This window comes from Rhodococcus sp. NPDC003322, assembly GCF_053589555.1.
The window spans coordinates 280,956-299,774 of the sequence record NZ_JBSFSC010000005.1 but is presented as its reverse complement, the minus strand read 5'-3'; the positions used below and the strand labels follow the sequence as shown (position 1 = coordinate 299,774).

At 69.4% G+C, this 18,819-nt stretch carries 14 protein-coding genes and 1 riboswitch; of the genes, 6 read left to right on the top strand and 8 right to left on the bottom strand.

The genetic code is table 11. The annotated features are described in order from the left end of the window. Window positions 1-22: 22 nt before the first annotated feature. Both ACWDUM_RS20725 and rox read left to right on the top strand, forming a co-directional pair. Window positions 23-1,384, top strand: coding sequence for an MFS transporter (locus ACWDUM_RS20725; protein WP_450135680.1), 1,362 nt, complete (start codon window positions 23-25; stop codon window positions 1,382-1,384). Window positions 1,385-1,658: 274 nt separating this feature from the next. Then, the gene (gene rox, locus ACWDUM_RS20720; protein ID WP_450135395.1) at window positions 1,659-3,086 is read left to right on the top strand and encodes a rifampin monooxygenase; all 1,428 of its coding nucleotides are present in this window, start codon (window positions 1,659-1,661) and stop codon (window positions 3,084-3,086) included. A gap of 53 nt (window positions 3,087-3,139) precedes the next feature. On the opposite strand, the gene cobN is transcribed toward rox, so the two are convergent. After that, window positions 3,140-6,781, bottom strand: coding sequence for a cobaltochelatase subunit CobN (cobN, locus tag ACWDUM_RS20715; protein ID WP_450135394.1), 3,642 nt, complete (start codon window positions 6,779-6,781; stop codon window positions 3,140-3,142). A gap of 35 nt (window positions 6,782-6,816) precedes the next feature. Next, a riboswitch (cobalamin riboswitch) is annotated at window positions 6,817-6,953 on the bottom strand. Between the two features lie 9 nt (window positions 6,954-6,962). On the opposite strand from cobN, the gene cobG reads away from it, so the two are divergent. The 3 genes from cobG to cobJ are packed head-to-tail and all read left to right on the top strand — an operon-like array spanning window position 6,963 to window position 10,293. Continuing rightward, window positions 6,963-8,120: a precorrin-3B synthase gene (gene cobG, locus ACWDUM_RS20710; protein ID WP_450135393.1), complete on the top strand. Its 1,158-nt coding sequence runs from the start codon at window positions 6,963-6,965 to the stop codon at window positions 8,118-8,120. A gap of 29 nt (window positions 8,121-8,149) precedes the next feature. Beyond that, window positions 8,150-8,776, top strand: a complete 627-nt coding sequence (locus ACWDUM_RS20705) for a precorrin-8X methylmutase (RefSeq protein ID WP_450116383.1) — start codon at window positions 8,150-8,152, stop codon at window positions 8,774-8,776. Continuing rightward, a complete protein-coding gene (gene cobJ, locus ACWDUM_RS20700) occupies window positions 8,776-10,293 on the top strand; it encodes a precorrin-3B C(17)-methyltransferase (RefSeq protein ID WP_450135392.1) in 1,518 nt (505 codons plus the stop codon). Before ACWDUM_RS20705 ends, cobJ begins: the two co-directional genes overlap by 1 nt. Before the next feature lie 26 nt (window positions 10,294-10,319). Here cobJ and ACWDUM_RS20695 read toward each other — a convergent pair whose 3' ends face one another. The 7 genes from ACWDUM_RS20695 to ACWDUM_RS20665 all read right to left on the bottom strand — a co-directional run bounded on the left by ACWDUM_RS20695 (window position 10,320) and on the right by ACWDUM_RS20665 (window position 17,266). After that, entirely contained in the window at window positions 10,320-10,619 is a 300-nt protein-coding gene (locus tag ACWDUM_RS20695) for a hypothetical protein (protein WP_450116381.1), read from the bottom strand. Window positions 10,620-10,797: 178 nt separating this feature from the next. Continuing rightward, window positions 10,798-11,625 (bottom strand): alpha/beta fold hydrolase, encoded by an 828-nt coding sequence (locus ACWDUM_RS20690; RefSeq protein WP_450135391.1) that lies wholly within the window; start codon window positions 11,623-11,625, stop codon window positions 10,798-10,800. Window positions 11,626-11,669: 44 nt separating this feature from the next. After that, window positions 11,670-12,065: a DUF5313 family protein gene (locus ACWDUM_RS20685; RefSeq protein ID WP_450135390.1), complete on the bottom strand. Its 396-nt coding sequence runs from the start codon at window positions 12,063-12,065 to the stop codon at window positions 11,670-11,672. Between the two features lie 3 nt (window positions 12,066-12,068). Continuing rightward, window positions 12,069-13,811: a SulP family inorganic anion transporter gene (locus ACWDUM_RS20680; RefSeq protein WP_450135389.1), complete on the bottom strand. Its 1,743-nt coding sequence runs from the start codon at window positions 13,809-13,811 to the stop codon at window positions 12,069-12,071. A gap of 183 nt (window positions 13,812-13,994) precedes the next feature. Beyond that, entirely contained in the window at window positions 13,995-15,866 is a 1,872-nt protein-coding gene (locus ACWDUM_RS20675; protein ID WP_450135679.1) for a phosphoenolpyruvate carboxykinase (GTP), read from the bottom strand. A gap of 86 nt (window positions 15,867-15,952) precedes the next feature. Continuing rightward, entirely contained in the window at window positions 15,953-16,816 is an 864-nt protein-coding gene (locus tag ACWDUM_RS20670) for a hypothetical protein (RefSeq protein WP_450135388.1), read from the bottom strand. A gap of 84 nt (window positions 16,817-16,900) precedes the next feature. Next, window positions 16,901-17,266 carry an ArsR/SmtB family transcription factor gene (locus ACWDUM_RS20665; RefSeq protein WP_450135387.1) on the bottom strand — a complete coding sequence of 122 codons (366 nt, stop codon included), beginning with the start codon at window positions 17,264-17,266 and terminating at the stop codon, window positions 16,901-16,903. A 295-nt stretch (window positions 17,267-17,561) separates the two neighbouring features. On the opposite strand from ACWDUM_RS20665, the gene ACWDUM_RS20660 reads away from it, so the two are divergent. Continuing rightward, window positions 17,562-18,725, top strand: a complete 1,164-nt coding sequence (locus ACWDUM_RS20660; protein ID WP_450135386.1) for a steroid 3-ketoacyl-CoA thiolase — start codon at window positions 17,562-17,564, stop codon at window positions 18,723-18,725. The last annotated feature ends 94 nt before the right edge of the window (window positions 18,726-18,819 follow it).

Here is an 18,819-nt window from a genome sequence, read left to right as displayed (position 1 = left end):
CAACCGTCAACGGTCCGCCTGGGTGATCATCGCGGTTCTCGTGGCGGTGGAGATCATCAGCGCGTTCGAGACGTCGATGGTGTACGCCGCCATCCCCACGTTCATCGCGGAGTTCAACAGCAACGCGGCCACGGTCGGCTGGGCCGTGACCGCCTTCCTGCTGGTGGCGGCGGCGTCGGCGGCGGTGTGCGGGCGGCTCGGCGACATGTACGGCCGCGAACGGGTCCTGATCGTGCTGCTCTTCGCCGCCGCGGCCGGGTCGATCGTCAGTGCCGTCGGCGACAGCATCGGCAGCATCATCGTCGGACGGGCGATCCAGGGCGTGGCGGGCGCGATCCTGCCGCTGTGCATCGGCCTGGCCCGCGAGCACCTGCCCGCGGCGAAGGTGCCGGTCGCGGTCGCGATCATCTCCGGCTCCGCGGTGGCCGCAGGTTCCGCGTCGCTGCTGGTGGCCGGCGTGATGCTCGACCACGCCAGCTGGCACATGATCTTCGTGGTCGCGGCCGTGTACGCGATCGGCGCCATCGCACTGGTCGCGTTCGTGCTGCCGTGGCGCCCGCCGAAGGGCACGACGGAGAAGGTGGACTACGTCGGCGCGGTCGCCTTCGTGCCCGCGATCGCGGCAGTGCTGCTCGGCGTCAACAAGTCGACGACGTGGGGATGGACCGACCCGGCGACCCTCGGCCTGGTGCTCGGTGGCCTGGCGATGATGGTGCTGTGGGTGCTGTGGGAGTTGCGGGCCACGTCCCCGATCGTCAACATCCGGCAGTTCGCCGACCGCAAGTTCGCCCTCACCATGCTGGCGACCCTGGCGATCTCGATCGGCCCCATCGGCGTGACCACGATGATCATTCCGATCGTGCTCCAGTCGCCCACCAGCGCACCGTTCGGGCTGGGCCTGACCCCGACGAACGCCGGGTGGCTCTCGTTCGTCGGCTCGATGTTCGGCTTCGTCTGCACCCCCCTCAGCGGTCGCATCGCCGCGGCGGTCGGTGCCCGCACCTCGATGCTCATCGGCAGTGTCCTGTTCCTGATCGGCAACGTGCTGCTCTTCTTCGTCCACGACTCCGTCGCCGGGATGATGGTCATGGTCATCACGGTGTCGGTCGCCACGGCCTTCGCCTACACGGCGCTGCCGAACCTGCTCGTCGAGGCGGTCCCCGAGCACGCCACCAGCGAGGCCACCGGCACCAACGCGGTGGTCCGCACCGGCGGCAGCGGCATCGGCGTCTCGATCGCGACCATGCTGCTGTCGAGCACTGCCCTGGCCAGCGGCCTGAACACGATCAGCGGCCTCAATGCCGTCATCGTGATGTTGAGCGTGATGTCGCTGGCGGCCATCGGCTTCACGCTGCTGATCCGCCGGGGCGCCACCTCGCACTGACACGGGAACCTCGAGGAGCAGAGCCAGTGGGGCCGAACCGGATTCCGGTTCGGCCCCACTCGTGTCTCGGGTGGCTGTCGGTGTGATGCGGTTTTCGGTGGCAACAGCGGAGCACACCCCTCACCCCCTTCCAACGTACAGCGCACCCCGGGTCTTGCGGCAAGACCCCGGGTGCGTTGCAGACTCGTCAGTCCGGGTCGGAACCCGCGGCGATCAGGCGATCGGGACGCGGTTCCGCGGTCGCCCGGAATCCAGGTGGACGAATGGGGTGTGCATGAGTGACGTGATCGTTGCCGGCGGCGGGCCGACCGGCGTGATGCTCGCCGGCGAGTTGCGGTTGCACGGGGTCGATGTGGTCGTGCTGGAAAGGGAGCCGGAGCCGACGAAGGTGGTCCGCTCGCTCGGCCTGCACGTGCGCAGTATCGAGGTGATGGATCAGCGCGGGCTGCTCGAACGCTTCCTCGCACACGGCACGCGACACGAGGTCGGCGGATTCTTCGCCGGCCTCGTCAAGCCGTGGCCGGACGGGCTGGACACCGCACACGGGTACGTCCTCGGCATCCGGCAACCGGTCACCGACCGTCTGCTGGCCGAGCACGCCACCGAACTGGGCGCCGAGATCCGGCGCGGCACCGAACTTGTCGGGCTGAGTCAGGACCAGCGGGGCGTGACCGCGGAGTTGTCCGACGGCACCGCGCTGAGTGCGCGCTTCCTCGTCGGGTGCGACGGCGGCCGCAGCACGGTGCGCAAGTTGCTCGGCGTCGGCTTCCCCGGTGAACCTTCCCGCGTCGAGACGCTGCTGGGCGAGGTGAAGTTCACGGCGGAGCCGGAGCAGATCACCGCCGTGGTGGCAGAGATCCGCAAGTCCCAGTTGCGCTTCGGTGCCGCACCTCTCGGGGACGGGCTGTACCGCGTGATCGTGCCTGCGGCCGGGGTGGCCGAGGATCGCACCGCCGCGCCGACTCTCGAGGAACTGCGGCGGCAGCTCGAGGCGGTCGCCGGCACCGACTTCGGCGTGCACTCCCCGCGGTGGCTCTCCCGTTTCGGTGACGCGACCCGGCTCGCCGACCGCTATCGGAGCGGCCGCGTGCTGCTGGCCGGCGACGCGGCGCACATCCACCCGCCGACCGGCGGGCAGGGACTGAACCTCGGAATCCAGGACGCGTTCAACCTCGGCTGGAAGCTCGCCGCCGAGGTGGCGGGCTGGGCGCCGGAGGGGCTGCTGGACAGCTACCACACCGAACGGCGCCCGGTGGCGGCCGACGTGCTCGACAACAGCCGTGCGCAGATGGAGCTGATGTCCGTCGCGCCGGGCGCCCAGGCGGTGCGCCGGCTGCTGGCCGAGCTGATGGACTTCGACGAGGTGAACCGATACCTGATCGAGAAGATCACCGCGATCGGGGTTCGTTACGACTTCGGCGAGGGGCACCGGCTCCTCGGGCGGCGGATGCGGGACGTGCGGTTGACCCGGGGGCGCCTCTACGAGCTGATGCGCGGAGGTCGCGGACTGCTGCTCGACCGGACCGGCCGGCTGTCGGTGTCGGGCTGGGCCGATCGGGTCGACCACGTCGTCGACACCGACGCCGAACTGGACGTGCCCGCGATGCTGCTGCGGCCGGACGGTCACGTGGCGTGGGTCGGCGACGATCAGCAGGATCTGCTGGGCCACCTGCCCAGGTGGTTCGGCGCAGCCGCCGACTGAGCGGTCCCGGCCGGCACGTCACGGGTGGTCGCCCGTGACGTGCCGACCCGGTGTCAGCGGTCCTCGAGGTCGCCCTCGGTCTCCAGGTACACCTGTCGCAGCCCGTCGAGGACGTCCTGCGCCGGCTCCGACCACATGTCCCGCTCGACAGCCTCGAGCAGGCGCTCGGCGATCCCGTGCAGGGCCCACGGATTCGACTGCGTCATGAACTCGCGGTTCTGCTCGTCGAGGACGTACGTCTGCGCGAGCTTCTCGTACATCCAGTCCGCGACGACGTTGGTGGTGGCGTCGTACCCGAACAGGTAGTCCACCGTCGCGGCCATCTCGAAGGCGCCCTTGTAGCCGTGGCGGCGCATCGCCTCGAGCCAGCGCGGATTGACCACCCGCGCCCGGAACACCCGCGCCGTCTCCTCCGAGAGGGTGCGGGTGCGCACCGCGTCCGGTCGGGTGCTGTCACCGATGTACGCCTCCGGGTCCTTGCCGGTCAGCGCGCGCACGGTCGCGACCATGCCGCCGTGGTACTGGAAGTAGTCGTCGGAGTCGGCGATGTCGTGCTCGCGGGTGTCGGTGTTCTTGGCCGCGACCGCGATTCGCCGGTACGCCGTCCGCATGTCGTCCGCGGCCGGGGCACCGTCGAGGCCGCGACCGTACGCGTAACCGCCCCAGGTGGTGTACACCTGCGCCAGATCGGCGTCGCCGCGCCAGGACTTCGAGTCGATCAGCTGCAGCAGCCCGGCACCGTAGGTGCCCGGCTTGGACCCGAAGATGCGGGTGGTGGCGCGTCGCTCGTCGCCGTGCTCGGCGAGATCCGCCTGTGCGTGCGCCCGGACGAAGTTCTGCTCGGCCGGTTCGTCGAGCGCCGCGACCATCCGGACGGCGTCGTCGAGCAGCGCCAGCACGTGCGGGAACGCGTCCCGGAAGAAGCCGGAGATCCGGACCGTCACGTCCACGCGGGGCCGGCCCAGTTCGGCGAGCTCGATCACCTCGAGCCGGGTGACGCGGCGAGACGCCTCGTCCCACACCGGCCGGACGCCCAGCAGCGCAAGCACTTCGGCGATGTCGTCACCCGAGGTGCGCATCGCCGAGGTGCCCCACACGCTCAGACCCACCGACGTCGGGTACTCGCCGTGATCGGCGAGATAACGCGCGAGCAGCGACTCCGCCATCGCCTGCCCGGTCTCCCACGCCAGCCGGGACGGCACGGCCTTCGGGTCCACCGAGTAGAAGTTGCGGCCGGTGGGCAGCACGTTCACCAATCCGCGCAGCGGCGAACCGCTGGGGCCCGGTTCGATGAACCGGCCGTCGAGCGCGCGCAGCACCTGGTCGATCTCACGGCCCGTGCCGCGCAGCCGCGGCACCACCTCGGCGGCGGCGAACTCGAGCACCCGGACGACGTCGGCACCGTGCTCGCCACCGACCTCCTTGGCGGCGGCGGGATCCCAGCCCGACCGCTGCAGCGCGGCGACCAGGCCGTGGGCGATTTCCTCGATCTCGTCGACTCGTCCGCGGGCCTCGTCACCGGCCTCGCTCAGACCGAGTGCCTCCCGCAGTCCGGGGACGGTTCGTTCGCCGCCCCACATCTGCTTCGCGCGCAGTACCGCGAGAACGAGTTCGACCTCGGCGTCCCCCTCGGGCGCCTGCCCGAGCACGTGCAGCCCGTCGCGGATCTGCACGTCCTTGATCTCGCACAGCCAGCCGTCGACGTGCAGCAGCATGTCGTCGAACACGTCCTCCTCGGGGCGTTCGGCCAGGCCGAGGTCGTGGTCCATCTTCGCCGCCCGCATCAGCGTCCAGATCTGCTGGCGGATCGCGGGCAGCTTCGACGGGTCGAGGGCGGAGATGTTCGAGTGCTCGTCGAGCAGCTGCTCGAGCCGGGAGATGTCGCCGTACGACTCGGCGCGCGCCATCGGGGGGATCAGGTGATCGACCAGGGTGGCGTGCGCGCGGCGCTTGGCCTGGGTGCCCTCGCCCGGGTCGTTGACCAGGAACGGGTAGATCAGCGGCAGCTCGCCGAGCGCGGCGTCGGTGCCGCACGAGGCGGACATGCCGAGGGTTTTGCCGGGCAGCCACTCCAGGTTGCCGTGCTTGCCGAGATGCACGATCGCGTCCGCGCCGAACCCGCCCTGCTCGGCCGAGGCGCCGATCCAGCGGTACGCCGCCAGATAGTGGTGGCTCGGCGGCAGGTCGGGGTCGTGGTAGATCGCGACCGGGTTCTCCCCGAACCCGCGGGGCGGCTGCACCATCAGCACCACGTTGCCGACCCGCAGCGCCGCGATCACGATCTCGCCGTCCGGGTCGGACGTCCGGTCGACGTACAGTTCGCCGGGCGCCGCGCCCCAGTGCTCCTCGACGGCCTCGCGGAAGTCCGCGGGCAGAGTCGCGAACCAGTCGCGGTAACGGGCCGCGGAGATGCGAATCGGGTTGCCCTCCAACTGCTCCGCCGTCAGCCAGTCAGGGTCCTGTCCGCCGGCCGCGATCAGTGCGTGGATCAGCGCGTCACCGTCACCGGCCGCGAGGCCGGGCAGCGCGTCCTCCCCGTCCGCCGGGCCGAGGTCGTATCCGGCCTCGCGCATCGCGGCCAGCAGCGCGATCGCGCTGGCCGGGGTGTCCAATCCGACGGCGTTGCCGATCCGGGCGTGCTTGGTCGGGTACGCCGACAGCATCAGCGCGATCCGCTTGTCCCGGTTGGGAACGTGCCGCAGCCGCGCATGCCGGACGGCGATCCCGGCCACCCGGGCGGCACGCTCCGCGTCCGGTACGTAGGTGGTCAGTCCGTCCTCGTCGATCTCCTTGAACGAGAACGGGACCGTGATGATCCGGCCGTCGAACTCCGGCACCGCGACCTGCGTCGCGACATCCATCGGGGACAGGCCGTCGTCGTTCGACTCCCACGCCTCCCGGCTGCCGGTCAGGCACAGGCCCTGCAGGATAGGCACGTCCAGCGCGGCGAGCGCGCTGACGTCCCACGACTCGTCGTCCTCCCCCGCCGACGCGCCCGCAGGCCTGCTGCCGCCGGCCGCGAGCACCGTCACGACCATCGCGTCGACGGTGCCCAGGACGTCGAGCAGTTCCGGTTCCGCGGTGCGCAGCGAGGCACAGAAGATCGGCAGGGCCCGGGCGCCGCGGTCCTCGATCGCGCGGCAGAGCGCCTCGACGTAGGCGGTGTTCCCGGCGAGATGCTGCGCGCGGTAGTAGAGCACCGCCACGGTCGGGTTCCGTGATGTCACATTGGGGGTCGTCAGGTGACCCGATGTGACATCAGGGAACCCGGGACGGTCGAGGTGTCCCCATGTCGGGGTGTGCGCCGGGGCCTCGAACCCGACGCCGGTCAGCAGCACCGTGTCCGAGAGGAACCCGTGCAGGTGCGCCAGGTTCGCCGCGCCGCCCTCGGCGAGATAGGTGTGCGCCTGCGCCGCCACCCCGGCAGGCACCGTGGACAGTTCCATCAGTTCCGCGTCCGGTGCGAGTTCGCCGCCGAGCACGACGGTGGGCTTCCCGGCGGCGAGGACCGCGTCCAGGCCCTCCTCCCAGGCCCGGCGGCCGCCGAGGATGCGGACGATCACCAGGTCGACGCCGTCGATCAGCCCGGGCACGTCGTCGACGAGCAGCCGGGCGGGGTTCGCCCACCGGTAGTCGGCGCCACTGGCTCGCGCACTGAGCAGGTCGGTGTCGGACGTCGACAGCAACAGGATCACAGGGCTGGCCTCCTCGGGGTTTCGCGCCCCACTCGGTTCGGTGGGCAGCGTCGGAGGGTCTGACTCCCCGGGAACACCCGGGTCACAGTGGCGCGACCGCACCGGATTTGCACCGGTTTCCTCACGAGCTGCCGCAATCGCCGCTGATGCTACCGGCACGGCCCCCGTAGGCTGGTGGGTGATGTCCGATACCGAATCCGCACCTGCCCGGTCCCGTCCCGACGCCTGTCCGGGGGCCCTTCAGGTGCACGAGGCCGCCGACGGCGCCCTGTCCCGGGTGCGGCTGCCCGGCGGCGCGATCACCGCAGCTCAGTTGCAGGTCCTCGCGGACGCGTCCCGCGACCTCGGCAACGGGGAGCTCGAACTCACCTCCCGCGGCAACATCCAGCTCCGCGCGGTCGCCGACCCCGACGCGTTCGCCGGCCGGCTCCGTGAGTCGGGGTTGCTGCCGTCGCCTACCCACGAACGGGTGCGGAACATCCTCGCCACCCCGTTGTCCGGGCGGATCGGCGGACTCGTCGACGTCCGCGGCTGGGTGCGGGCGCTGGACGCCGGGCTGTGCGGGGACCCGCGCCTCGCGGACCTGCCGGGCCGGGTGCTCTTCACCCTCGACGACGGCCGCGGCGACGTCTCCGCGCTGAGCGCCGACCTCGGGCTCCATGCGGTTTCCCCGGACCAGGTGGCGCTGGTGCTCGCCGGCGCCGACCACGGGGTGCGGCTGCCCGCCGACGACGGGGTCGCGATGCTGCTGGACGCGGCGCGGGCGCTGCACGAGATCCGCGGCACGCGGTGGCGTCTGCACGAGATCGACGCCGGACCGCGGCGGCTGCTCGATCGGCTGGGCCTCGGGGCGACCGCCGAGCCGATCGCCTTGACCGGACCCGAGTCCGCGGGTCCGATCGGCTGGCTCGATCAGCCCGACGGCGGGGTCACCCTCGCCGCCGGTGTGCGGTTCGGGGTGCTGCCTGCGCGGCTGGCGGACTTCCTGGTCGCCGTGGAGGCACCGATCACGGTCACCTCGTGGCGGTCGATCCTGCTGCACGACCTCGACGAGGGCGTGGCCGAACAGGTCGTCCGCGTCCTCGCCCCGATGGGCCTGATCTTCGACGCGAACTCGCCGTGGCTGCAGGTCAGCGCCTGCACGGGCCTGCCCGGCTGCGCGAAGTCCCTCGCGGACGTGCGGGGCGATGCGACCGACGCCGTCCGGTCCGGTCGACTTCCCGCGGAGGGCCGCCAGCACTGGTCCGGGTGTGAGCGGCGGTGCGGCCGGCCGCGTGGCGAGGTGACCGACGTCGTCGCCACCGGCGACGGCTACCGGGTGGACCCACCCGCACGCTGAGCGTGGATCGCCCCATATCGTGGGGAGCCATGACCGACTACATCCGCGACGGAGCCGAGATCTACCGTCAGTCCTTTGCCACGATCCGGGCCGAGGCCGACCTCACCCGGTTCCCCGCGGACGTCTCACAGGCCGTCGTGCGGATGATCCATGCCTGCGGTCAGGTCGACCTCGTCGACGACGTCGCGTTCACGCCCGGCGTGGTGTCCGCGGCCCGCGCCGCCCTCCGCAACGGGGCGTCGATCTTCTGTGACGCGACGATGGTGTCGTCGGGGGTGACGCGAAAGCGCCTGCCCGCCAGGAACGATGTCGTGTGCATGCTCGGCGATCCGCGGGTGCCGGTGATCGCCGACCGTCTCGGCAACACCCGCTCGGCGGCGGCGCTGGAATTGTGGGGGCCCAAGCTGGAAGGTGCGGTCGTCGCGATCGGCAACGCCCCCACCGCGCTGTTCCACCTGCTCGACATGATCGACCAGGGCGCACCGAAGCCGGCGGCGATCATCGGCTGCCCGGTCGGATTCATCGGTGCCGCCGAGTCCAAGGAGGACCTGATCCTCCGCGCCGGCGACATCGAGTACATCGTGGTGCGGGGACGCCGTGGCGGCAGCGCGATCACCGCCGCCGCACTGAACGCGATCGCCAGCGAGGTCGAGTGATGGCGGGCAAACTCTTCGGCATCGGTCTCGGCCCCGGCGACCCGGAACTGGTCACCGTCAAGGCCGCGCGGATCATCGGCGAGGCCGACGTCATCGCGTTCCACAGCGCCCGTCACGGCCGCAGCATCTCCCGCGCCGTCGCCGCCCCGTACATGCACGAGGGACAGCTCGAGGAGCACCTGGTCTACCCGGTGACCACCGAGACCGTCGACCATCCCGGCGGCTACCAGGGCGCGATCGACGACTTCTACGCGGAGGCGTCGGAGACCCTCGCCGCGCATCTCGCTGCGGGCCGGACGGTCGCCCTGCTCGCCGCCGGGGATCCGCTTTTCTACAGCTCCTACATGCACATGCACAAGCGACTGTGCGACCGCTTCGACGCCGAGGTGATCCCCGGCGTCACCTCCATCAGCGCGGCATCCGCGGCGCTCGGGGTGCCGCTGGTCGAACGGGACGAGGTGCTCACCGTGCTGCCCGGGACGCTGCCCGCCGAGGAGCTCACGAGGCGGCTGCGGGAAACCGACTCGGCCGCGATCCTGAAGCTCGGCCGCACCTTCCCCGCTGTGCGGCAGGCGCTGGCGGACTCCGGCCGCCTCGGCGAGGCCTCGTACGTCGAACGCGCCAGCACCGACAAGCAGCGGGTCCTGCGCGCCGCCGACGTCGACGAGTCGCAGGTGCCGTACTTCTCCATCGCCATCGTGCCCAGCCCGTCGAACAATCCTGCGGCGCAGCGTGACTCGGAAGCCGGCAGCGTGACCGGGGCGAGCGGAGCGACGGGGTGTGTCACGGTCGTCGGGCTGGGGCCCGGCGACGACGCGTGGACGACCCCCGAGGTGCGCGACGAGCTTGCTCTGGCGACCGATGTCGTCGGCTACACCACCTATGTGAACCGGGTACCGGTGCGGCCCGGACAGAACCGGCACTCCAGCGACAACAAGGTCGAATCCGAGCGCGCCGCAATGGCTTTGGATCTCGCCAAGCGCGGGGCTCGCGTCGCCGTGGTGTCGTCGGGCGATCCCGGCGTGTTCGCGATGGCGGCCGCCGTGATCGAGATGGCCGCCGACGAGCAGTGGCGCGACGTGCCCGTGCGGGTCCTGCCCGGCATGACCGCCGCGAACGCCGTCGCCAGCCGCGTCGGCGCCCCACTCGGCCACGACTACGCGATGATCTCCCTCTCCGATCGGCTCAAGCCGTGGGACGTGGTGGCGCGGCGGATCTCCGCGGTCGCCGCCGCGGACATGGCGATGGCCGTCTACAACCCGGCGTCGAAGTCCCGGACCTGGCAGGTCGCGGCGATGAAGGACCTGTTGCTCGAACACCGCTCCCCCGATACCCCGGTGATCGTCGGCCGCGACGTCGCCGGGCCGGAGGAGAGCGTGCGGATCGTTCCGCTCGGCGACCTCGAGCCGTCCGAGGTGGACATGCGCACGCTGCTGATCGTCGGCTCTTCGCAGACGACGATCGTCGACTCCGGCGGTGAGCGGAAGGTGTTCACGCCGCGGCGCTACCCCGGCTGACCGGTACCCGCGCCGCCGACGCGGCGTCAGTGTTCGTCGTAGTGATCGCCGTGCTCGGCGTGCCGGTGGCCGTCGTGGATGTAGTCCACGTGGTCGCCGTGCGGTACCGCGACGTGGCCGCAGCCCTCGCCGTGGTGGTGTTCGTGGCTGCCGTGCACAGAGTGCTCCGCGGTCTCGCACTCGTCGACGTGGCCGGCGTGCACGCGGTGCAGGTGTCCGTCGTGGACGTAGTCGACATGGTCGCCGTGCGGCACCGCGACGTGCCCGCAGCCGGGCCCGTGCTCGTGGTCGTGATCGGTGTGAGGGTGATGCTCGGATTGCGTCACAGGACACTTCCTCCCGGATCGACGTCAGGACGTCCCCACTCGAAGCTAGACCGCGGTGACGGGCGCCACAACACGACCGACACCGGAACCAGCCGCGCCCCCGCGCCGTTGCCTGCTGAATGCCGATTGGGTGCCGCGGACCTCTTGCACACCGACCGGCCTCCGGTGAGCGATGCTTTCATCCGGCTGTCGATGGCCCGACACCTGTCAGGAAGTCCACGAGTCGCTGGTTGATCTCGTCGGGCCTCTCGAGGTATCCGTAGTGGCCGCAGTCGGCGATCTCTTCGTAGCGGCCGCCGGGAATGGCGTCGGCAACCTCGCGGCCATGGGCGGGCGGCGTCATGCGATCGTCGGCGAAGCCGATGACCAGGGTGGGCGCGGTGATACTGGCGCAATCGCCGAGCCGATTGCGTGATCGGTCCATGCCGAGCTGGGCGCGCACGCCCGCCGTGGTTCGCGGTGCGGCGGAGAATTCGAAGATGTCCAGCCACTCCTGCGCCTTGTCGGGGTCGCAGAGTGTCCGCGGCGACAGGTGCAAGAGTGCGTTCACTGCTGCGGCATACTTCGGTGGCAGTTCCACTCCCTGGTCGTGAAGGGCCTGCCGCCCCAGATTGAGGGTGGTCTCGACCGGATGCGGTCTCCCGGTGGCGGCGAGCATGACAGCCTTCGCAACCAGGTCCGGACGCGCGATCGCAAGTTCCTGGACCACGCGCGCTCCCATCGAGACCCCGACGACATGTGCAGGCGCCCCGCCGAGGTGTTCGATCAGTGCGGCCGTATCGGCTGCCAGATCGTCGATGCTCATGTTGTCCGTGCCCTCGTCCGAGGGAGCGATCCCGCGGTTGTCGAAGGTGACGACCCGGAATCCGGCCTTCACCAGGGCTGGGACCTGGTATGTGTTCCAGACGCGGCCCGGGCTGCCGCTCCCCATGACCAGCACAACCAGTGGACCGGTGCCTGTGACGGTGTAGTTGAGTCGGATTCCGTTGAGGGTGGCGATGGGCATCTCCGAGTGACTCCTTGTCATCGTGGGTGGCGGGTGGCCGTCGGCTAGGGGGCAGATCGGTATCGGGTCTCGTATCCCTCGCGTTCCTTGTCGAGCCGCTGCTGCTTGTGCTTGTCGAGGAGCTGCGGATCGAGGCCGTGGCTGACGAGGCGGTGACGCAGGTAGATGTTCTTCAGCGCGAACAGGAAGTAGACGAACGGGAGGAACAGCAGAAGGACCATGCCGATTCGGATCACCCACGGACCGGGGATCAGCATCAGGGCCGCGAGAACGGGCACGAGGGGGACGACGCAGCGGATCACGTAGCGGTGGGTTGAGCCGGGCCCCGTGACGTCGTGGACGACCCAGTCGTGGAGGTGTGGCGGCAGGGTGCGGCCGGTGAGGTAACCGAGATACTGGCGCATCGTCGGTGTGTCGGTGGTGGATTGGATTCCTGGCATCGGTCAGTCCTCTGTACTGGTGGAGGCGTAGTGGCTGTCGGGAAGGACGAGCATCCGCGCATAGCTGATGGCGCGTGGCGTCGTGTCGAAGATGTGCCGGTCCTCGCTGTCTGTGGTGGTGAACACGCCGAGGGCTTCGAGTGGGCGCACATGTTCTGGCCTGATGCCCGAGATCAACACGGTTATGTGACGGTGTTCGAGTTTGGTGATGGCATCCTTGAGGACCATGGCGCCCGTGGCGTCGAGGGCTGTCACCCGCGACATGCGCAGGATCACGACCTTCACCTCCGAGACCTCCGCAAGTTCGAGGAGGAATCGGTGGGCCGCTCCGAAGAACAACGCGCCGTCGATGCGGTAGGCGACGATGTGCTCGCGCAGGAGTTCGTGTTCCTCGACCAGGTGCTCGTCCTGCTCCAGTGGCACCTGCTCGATCCGCGCTGCCTTGGCGACCGCCCGCAATGCGAGGATCGCGGCGAATCCGACGCCCACGGCGACCGCGGTGACCAGATCGAAAACGACGGTGACGAGGAACGTTGCGATCATCACGATGGTGTCGGCGCGAGTGGCTCGGGCGATGGCGAGGATCGAGGCAGCTTCGACCATCCGGACGGTGGTGGCCAGGAGCACCCCGGCGAGGGCGGCGAGAGGGATGTCGGCGACGAGACTTGCGGCCAGGTACACGATCGCGGCGAGGATGAGTGCGTGGGTCAGGGCCGCGAGCCGGGTGCGGGCGCCGGAGCGGACGTTGACCGCGGTCCGGGCGATCGCGCCGGTTGCCGGGACGCCTCCGAACAGCGGTGCGGCGATGTTCGCCAGGCCCTGCCCGAGCAGCTCCCGGTCGGGGTTGTGGCGCGTGCCGACTCCCATCGAATCGGCGGCGGTCGCCGACAAGAGCGACTCGAGTGCCGTGAGTGCTGCCACGGCGAGGGCCGGCGCAAGCAGCGAGGCGAGATTTCCCAGGTGTAGAAAGCTCAGAGTCGGCGCGGAGAAGCCGGACGGAATGGCGCCGATGCGCGCGATGTCCAAACCGAACAGCTGCGCGACGACTGTCGCGACTGCGATCGCGAAGAGGGAGAACGGGACCCTCGGGAAGTAGCGTCCGCCGATGAGAATCGCCACGGCGACCACCAGCGCGATGGACGGCGCCAAGATCGACGGATCCGCCACGAACTTGCGCACGGCATCGAACGCAGACTGCCACACCTTCTCGCCCTCGGCACCGGTGATTCCCAGGGCGGCCGGCACCTGCTGGAGAGCGATGACGATGGCGATACCCGCGGTGAATCCTTCGATGACGGGGGCGGGCATGTATCGGACGGCTCGGCCTACGCCCGCAAACGCCAACCCGACCAGAACCACCCCCGCGATCAACCCGACCGCAAGCACGCCCTCAGGACCGTACTCGGCCACGATCGGCACCAGGACCACTGTCATCGCGCCGGTTGGGCCGGACACCTGGAAGCGGGAACCTCCGAACACTGCCGCGACCGCTCCGGCGATGACCGCTGTCGTCAGACCCGCGGCGGCGCCGAGGCCGGAGCTGACACCGAAGCCCAACGCCAGTGGCAGCGCGACCAGCGCCACGATGAGGCCGGAGAGCAGATCGGCGCCGGGTGTGCGGACCGCGGGTTTCCACTCGCTCCACCTGGGGAGGAGTTCGGCGACCGTCCGAACAGCGCCGGGGCCGCGGCCACAGGCGGGGCCGGTCGCGTTCGCGGGCCCGTTCGGGTTTCCCAGTTCAGACATGTGCAGCTTCCTCGGTATGCCGAGAGTCTCGCCATCTCGCCTGGTTGCGAATGTTGGCAATCCACAAAAGGGAAGGTTGGACGATGCGTGTGACACCGTTCAGCCGACTGTCGGGGACAAATGTTGCGGTGCGCGGAGGAGTGCGATCTCGGTGCTCGAGTCCAGCACCCGGTGCGGCGGATGTCAGGCTTCGCGGCGACGGGTGCGGCCCCGGACGCGACGGAAGTCGGCGTCTCGTGTGGTGGCCGGTTTGCCGGGAAACAGATCGGCGAGGGCGGGAGCACTCAGCCGGAGCCTGAGGGCGCCGAGCTCCTCGCGCAGGACATCGGGCAGGGTATTGCCGCCGATGGCGGCGTACCACTCGTCGATCAGCAGAGTCTCGGCGAGCCACTCGTCGACATCGACCTTCAAGGCGGCGGCAATCTTGGTGTGGTCGAGCTGCAGGCCCGTCAAGTCGAGTGCGTCGACCGCTGGCACGTATCCGATCGGCGTCGACTCCGCCACCCCCTGACCTTCGATCCGCTCGAGTGCCCACTTCATGATCCGGACGTTCTCTCCGAACCCCGGCCACAGGAACTCGTCGTCGTCACCGCGCCGGAACCAGTTGACGTAGAAGATCTTCGGCAATCTCGCCGGATCCGCCTTCGCCCCGATGTCCAGCCAGTGCCCGAAGTAGTCGCCGACGTGATAGCCGAGGAATGGCAGCATCGCCATCGGGTCGCGGCGCACCACACCGACCTTGCCGGCCGCCGCCGCGGTGGTCTCCGAGGACAGCGTGGAGGCGAGGAACACTCCGTGTTGCCAGCTCAGCGACTCGGTGATCAGTGGAACGGTCGTGGCCCGGCGGCCCCCGAAGAAGATCGCCGAGATCGGGACGCCGGCAGAGTCGTTCCATTCCGGGGCCACGGTGGGGCACTGCGCGATCGGGGTGCAGTACCGAGAGTTCGGGTGCGCCGCACGCTCGCCCGAGTTCGGGGTCCAGTCCCGGCGCAGCCAATCGGTCAGGTGGGCGGGCGGCTTGTCTGTCATCCCCTCCCACCAGACGTCGCCGTCGTGGGTGAGCGCGACATTGGTGAAGATCGAGTTGCCCCGCTCGATGGTGGCCATCGCGTGCGGGTTCGTGTGGGCGCCGGTGCCGGGGGCGACGCCGAAGAACCCCGCCTCGGGGTTGACCGCGTACAGTCGCCCGTCCTCACCGAAGCGCATCCAGGCGATGTCGTCGCCGAGCGTTTCGGCGGTCCACCCGTCGAGTGTGGGCTCGAGCATCGCGAGGTTCGTCTTCCCGCACGAGGATGGGAACGCCGCGGCGATGTAGTGCACCTCCTGTTCGGGGGAGGTGAGTTTGAGGATGAGCATGTGCTCGGCGAGCCAGCCCTCGTCCTTGGCCATCTTCGAGGCGATGCGCAGCGAGTAGCACTTCTTGCCGAGCAGTGCGTTGCCGCCGTAGCCGGAGCCGTAGCTCCAGATCATCCGCTCCTCGGGGAAGTGGGAGATGTACTTGGTGGGATCGCACGGCCACGTGGAATCCGCCTCGCCCGGACGGAGCGGGGCGCCGACCGAGTGCAGGCATCTGGCGAATTCGGCTCCGGCAGCGAGCTTGTCCCATACGTTGGCCCCGGATCGGGTCATGATCTGCATCGAGACGGCCACGTACTCGGAGTCGGTGACCTGAACACCGAACTTCGGTTCGGCTGCGTCCAGCGGGCCCATACAGAAGGCGATGACGTACATCGTGCGACCGGACATCGCGCCGCGGTAGTGCTCGGTCATGACCGTCTTCATGTCGACGGGGTCCATCCAGTTGTTCGTCGGCCCTGCGTCGGCCTCGAGTCTGGAGCAGATGAAGGTTCGGTCCTCCACCCGGGCCACGTCCTCCGGATCGGACCCACACCAGAAGGAGTTCGGCTTGCCCTCGAGTCGGACGAACGTACCCTTGTCGACCAGTTGCGTCGTCAGGCGGTCCCATTCGTCGGCGGATCCGTCGCACCACACCACGGCGTCGGGGCTCGTGAGGTCGGCGACGTCGACGACCCAGGACACGATCTCCTCGCGCATTGTCGGGGCGGCCCCGATACCGGTTGCGGGTGTGGTCACGAGTGTTCTCCTCACGGATACCTGCGGACGTGGCGTGTCATGTGTGGCTATTGGTTGGTGGACAAGGCGATGGCGCGGCCGACGTGCCGGGCTATGGCCGGGGTGACGAGGCCGTCGTCCGACGACGGCAGTGTCTGCCCCGGGGGTGTGGTCAACGCCAGGGCTCGTGCGCACGCGGCGAGGATCTCAGCGGTCACCTTCGTCGTGTCGTGCCCACACAGAGCGCTCATCAGGCCCGGCACGACCAACCGTCCCAGCGCGAAGCGGTCGGTCGGCCAGGCCACGGTGCGGCCGGGCGCGTCGGTGTCGGTCGCGGTGCCGGCGAGATCGATCAGGACATCGTGGCGCTGCATCAATCGCCGCAGGGGGAACGCATGTGCGTCAACTCTGCTCCAGTTGATCACCTCGCCGATTCCGGACTTCAACAGGACCGGACCGAGGAGGGGTGCGCGTTCGGGGCCGTTGATCACGACGCGTCCCGAACGGGGTGCGGCACCGCCGCGACGAAGAAGGGAGATCGTGGTTGCCGCCAGTGCGGCGGTCAGCACATCGAGTTCGGTGACGATCACGGGTCCGCCACGAGCATCCACGTCGTCTGCGATCCGGGAGGACTCCCCCGCCCCGATGCCGGTCACGAACGCAACCGACACACGCGGTGATGCCGAGGCGATCCGCGCTGCGACAAGCCGGGAGTCCCCGGTGGCCATGGGAAGCCGCAGCACCCGAATCGGGGTGCGGCGGCGAATCAGATCCGCGTACATCTCCATCACCATCCAGGGCGAGCGTTGCGGCTCGGCCGGAGAACGGTCGCGACGGGATGCGCCGACAGTCACAACGGCGGCGGTGATCCCCTGGAGCTGAACACCCGTGCCGCCGGTGGGTCCGCGCGTGTCGTCGTCTTCGTCAGTCACCCTCGTCGTCCATTCATGCAAGATGCATATTTAAGAAAGTCTGCAATCAGTGGGTATGAGTAAACCCGGCCGGCGCTCGTTCGGTCAGCCTGCGGCCTCTCCTACCAGCGCTGCCGACTCCGCTTGTTCTTCGAGCAGCTCGGCCTGCCCCGCGACGACGCCCGTGAGAATCCCCTTGGCGATCGCCAGCAGATCCGCGACCTTCGGCGAGGTCAGCGTATAGGACACCGACAGACCTTCCCGCCTGGCCGTGACCAGCCCGGCGCGACGCAGGATCGACAGCTGCTGAGACAGGTTCGCCGGTTCGATCCCCACCTCGGGCAGCATCTCCGAGACGGCGTGATCACGCTCGCTCAGCAACTCGAGGACCCGGATGCGTGCCGGGTGCCCCAGCGTCTTGAAGAAGTCCGCCTTCATCTGATACAGCGGTTGGCGCGCGCTCGTGGCCATTGCGCCTCCTGTCGTCTCCGTTGCGGGAGTGGTCGTCTTCGCTCGTAGCGACGTGGTCATGCACCCTCGCTTTCGCGGGATCATCCCACACGGAAGGCGTCACTTGCGAATTTTAGCAATTTGCTAGTCTCTGCGCTGCCAGCTTCCCCCGGTCGCACGTCTCGCGCCCTGCGGTACCCATGTCCGTGTTTCAGTTTCAGTCGAGCGAAATTCGAAAATGGTTGGTGTGTCGACTTTTTCATGCTTCGCTGATAGTAAGAACCTGTTCTAACCAAAACAGTGGAGGTTGTTGACCATGGGCACACCAGTGATCGTCGAGGCAGTGCGTACCCCCATCGGCAAGCGCGGCGGCTGGCTGTCTGGCCTGCACGCGGCCGAGATTCTCGGTACCGCACAGAAGGGCATCGTTGACCGCGCGGGCATCGATCCGCTGCTGGTCGAACAGGTCATCGGCGGATGTGTCACCCAAGCCGGCGCCCAGTCCAACAACGTCACCCGCACCGCGTGGCTCGCAGCCGGGCTCCCGTGGCAGACCGGCGCCACCACGATCGACTGCCAGTGCGGCTCCGCACAGCAGGCCAATCACCTCATCGCCGGCCTCATCGCGACCGGTGCGATCGACATCGGCATCGCGTGCGGTGTCGAGTCCATGAGCCAGGTCCCGCTCGGCGCCAACGTCGGAACCGACGCAGGCCCGCGCCGCCCGGCATCGTGGGACATCGACATGCCCAACCAGTTCGAGGCCGCCGAGCGCATTGCACGCCGCCGCGGCATCATCCGCGCCGACATCGAGGCCCTCGGTGTCCGCTCGCAGGCCCTCGCGAAGCAGGCGTGGGAGGAGGGCCGCTTCAACCGCGAGATCGTCCCGGTCACCGCGCCGGTCATCGGTGACGACAAGCAGCCGACGTCGGAGATGAACGTCGTCAGCCGCGACCAGGGCCTGCGCGACACCACCGCCGAGTCTCTCGCCAAGCTCACGCCGGTCCTCGAGGGCGGTATCCACACCGCGGGCACGTCATCGCAGATCTCCGACGGGGCCGCCGCCGTCCTGCTCATGGACTCCGACCGCGCCCGCTCACTCGGGCTGACGCCCCGCGCCCGCATCGTCAGCCAGGCCCTCGTCGGCGCCGAACCCGAGTACCACCTGGACGGCCCCGTCCAGGCCACGTCCCGGGTGCTCGAGAAGGCCGGCATGAAGATCGGCGACCTGGACCTGTTCGAGGTCAACGAGGCATTTGCCTCCGTCGCGCTGTCGTGGGCGCAGGTGCACGGGCCGCACATGGACAAAGTGAACGTCAACGGCGGCGCGATCGCACTCGGACATCCCGTGGGCAGTTCAGGGTCCCGATTGATCACCACCGCCCTGCACGAGCTCGAGCGTCGCGACGGCTCGACCGCGCTGATCACGATGTGCAACGGCGGCGCGCTGGCCACCGGCACCATCATCGAGCGGATCTGACCGCCTCGGTGTCGGCCATCGGACCCATCCGCCGAAGGCCGGCACCGTTTCGTCGCGGAGTGCCCCTCGGATGTGGGGCCGTCGAAAATGAGAC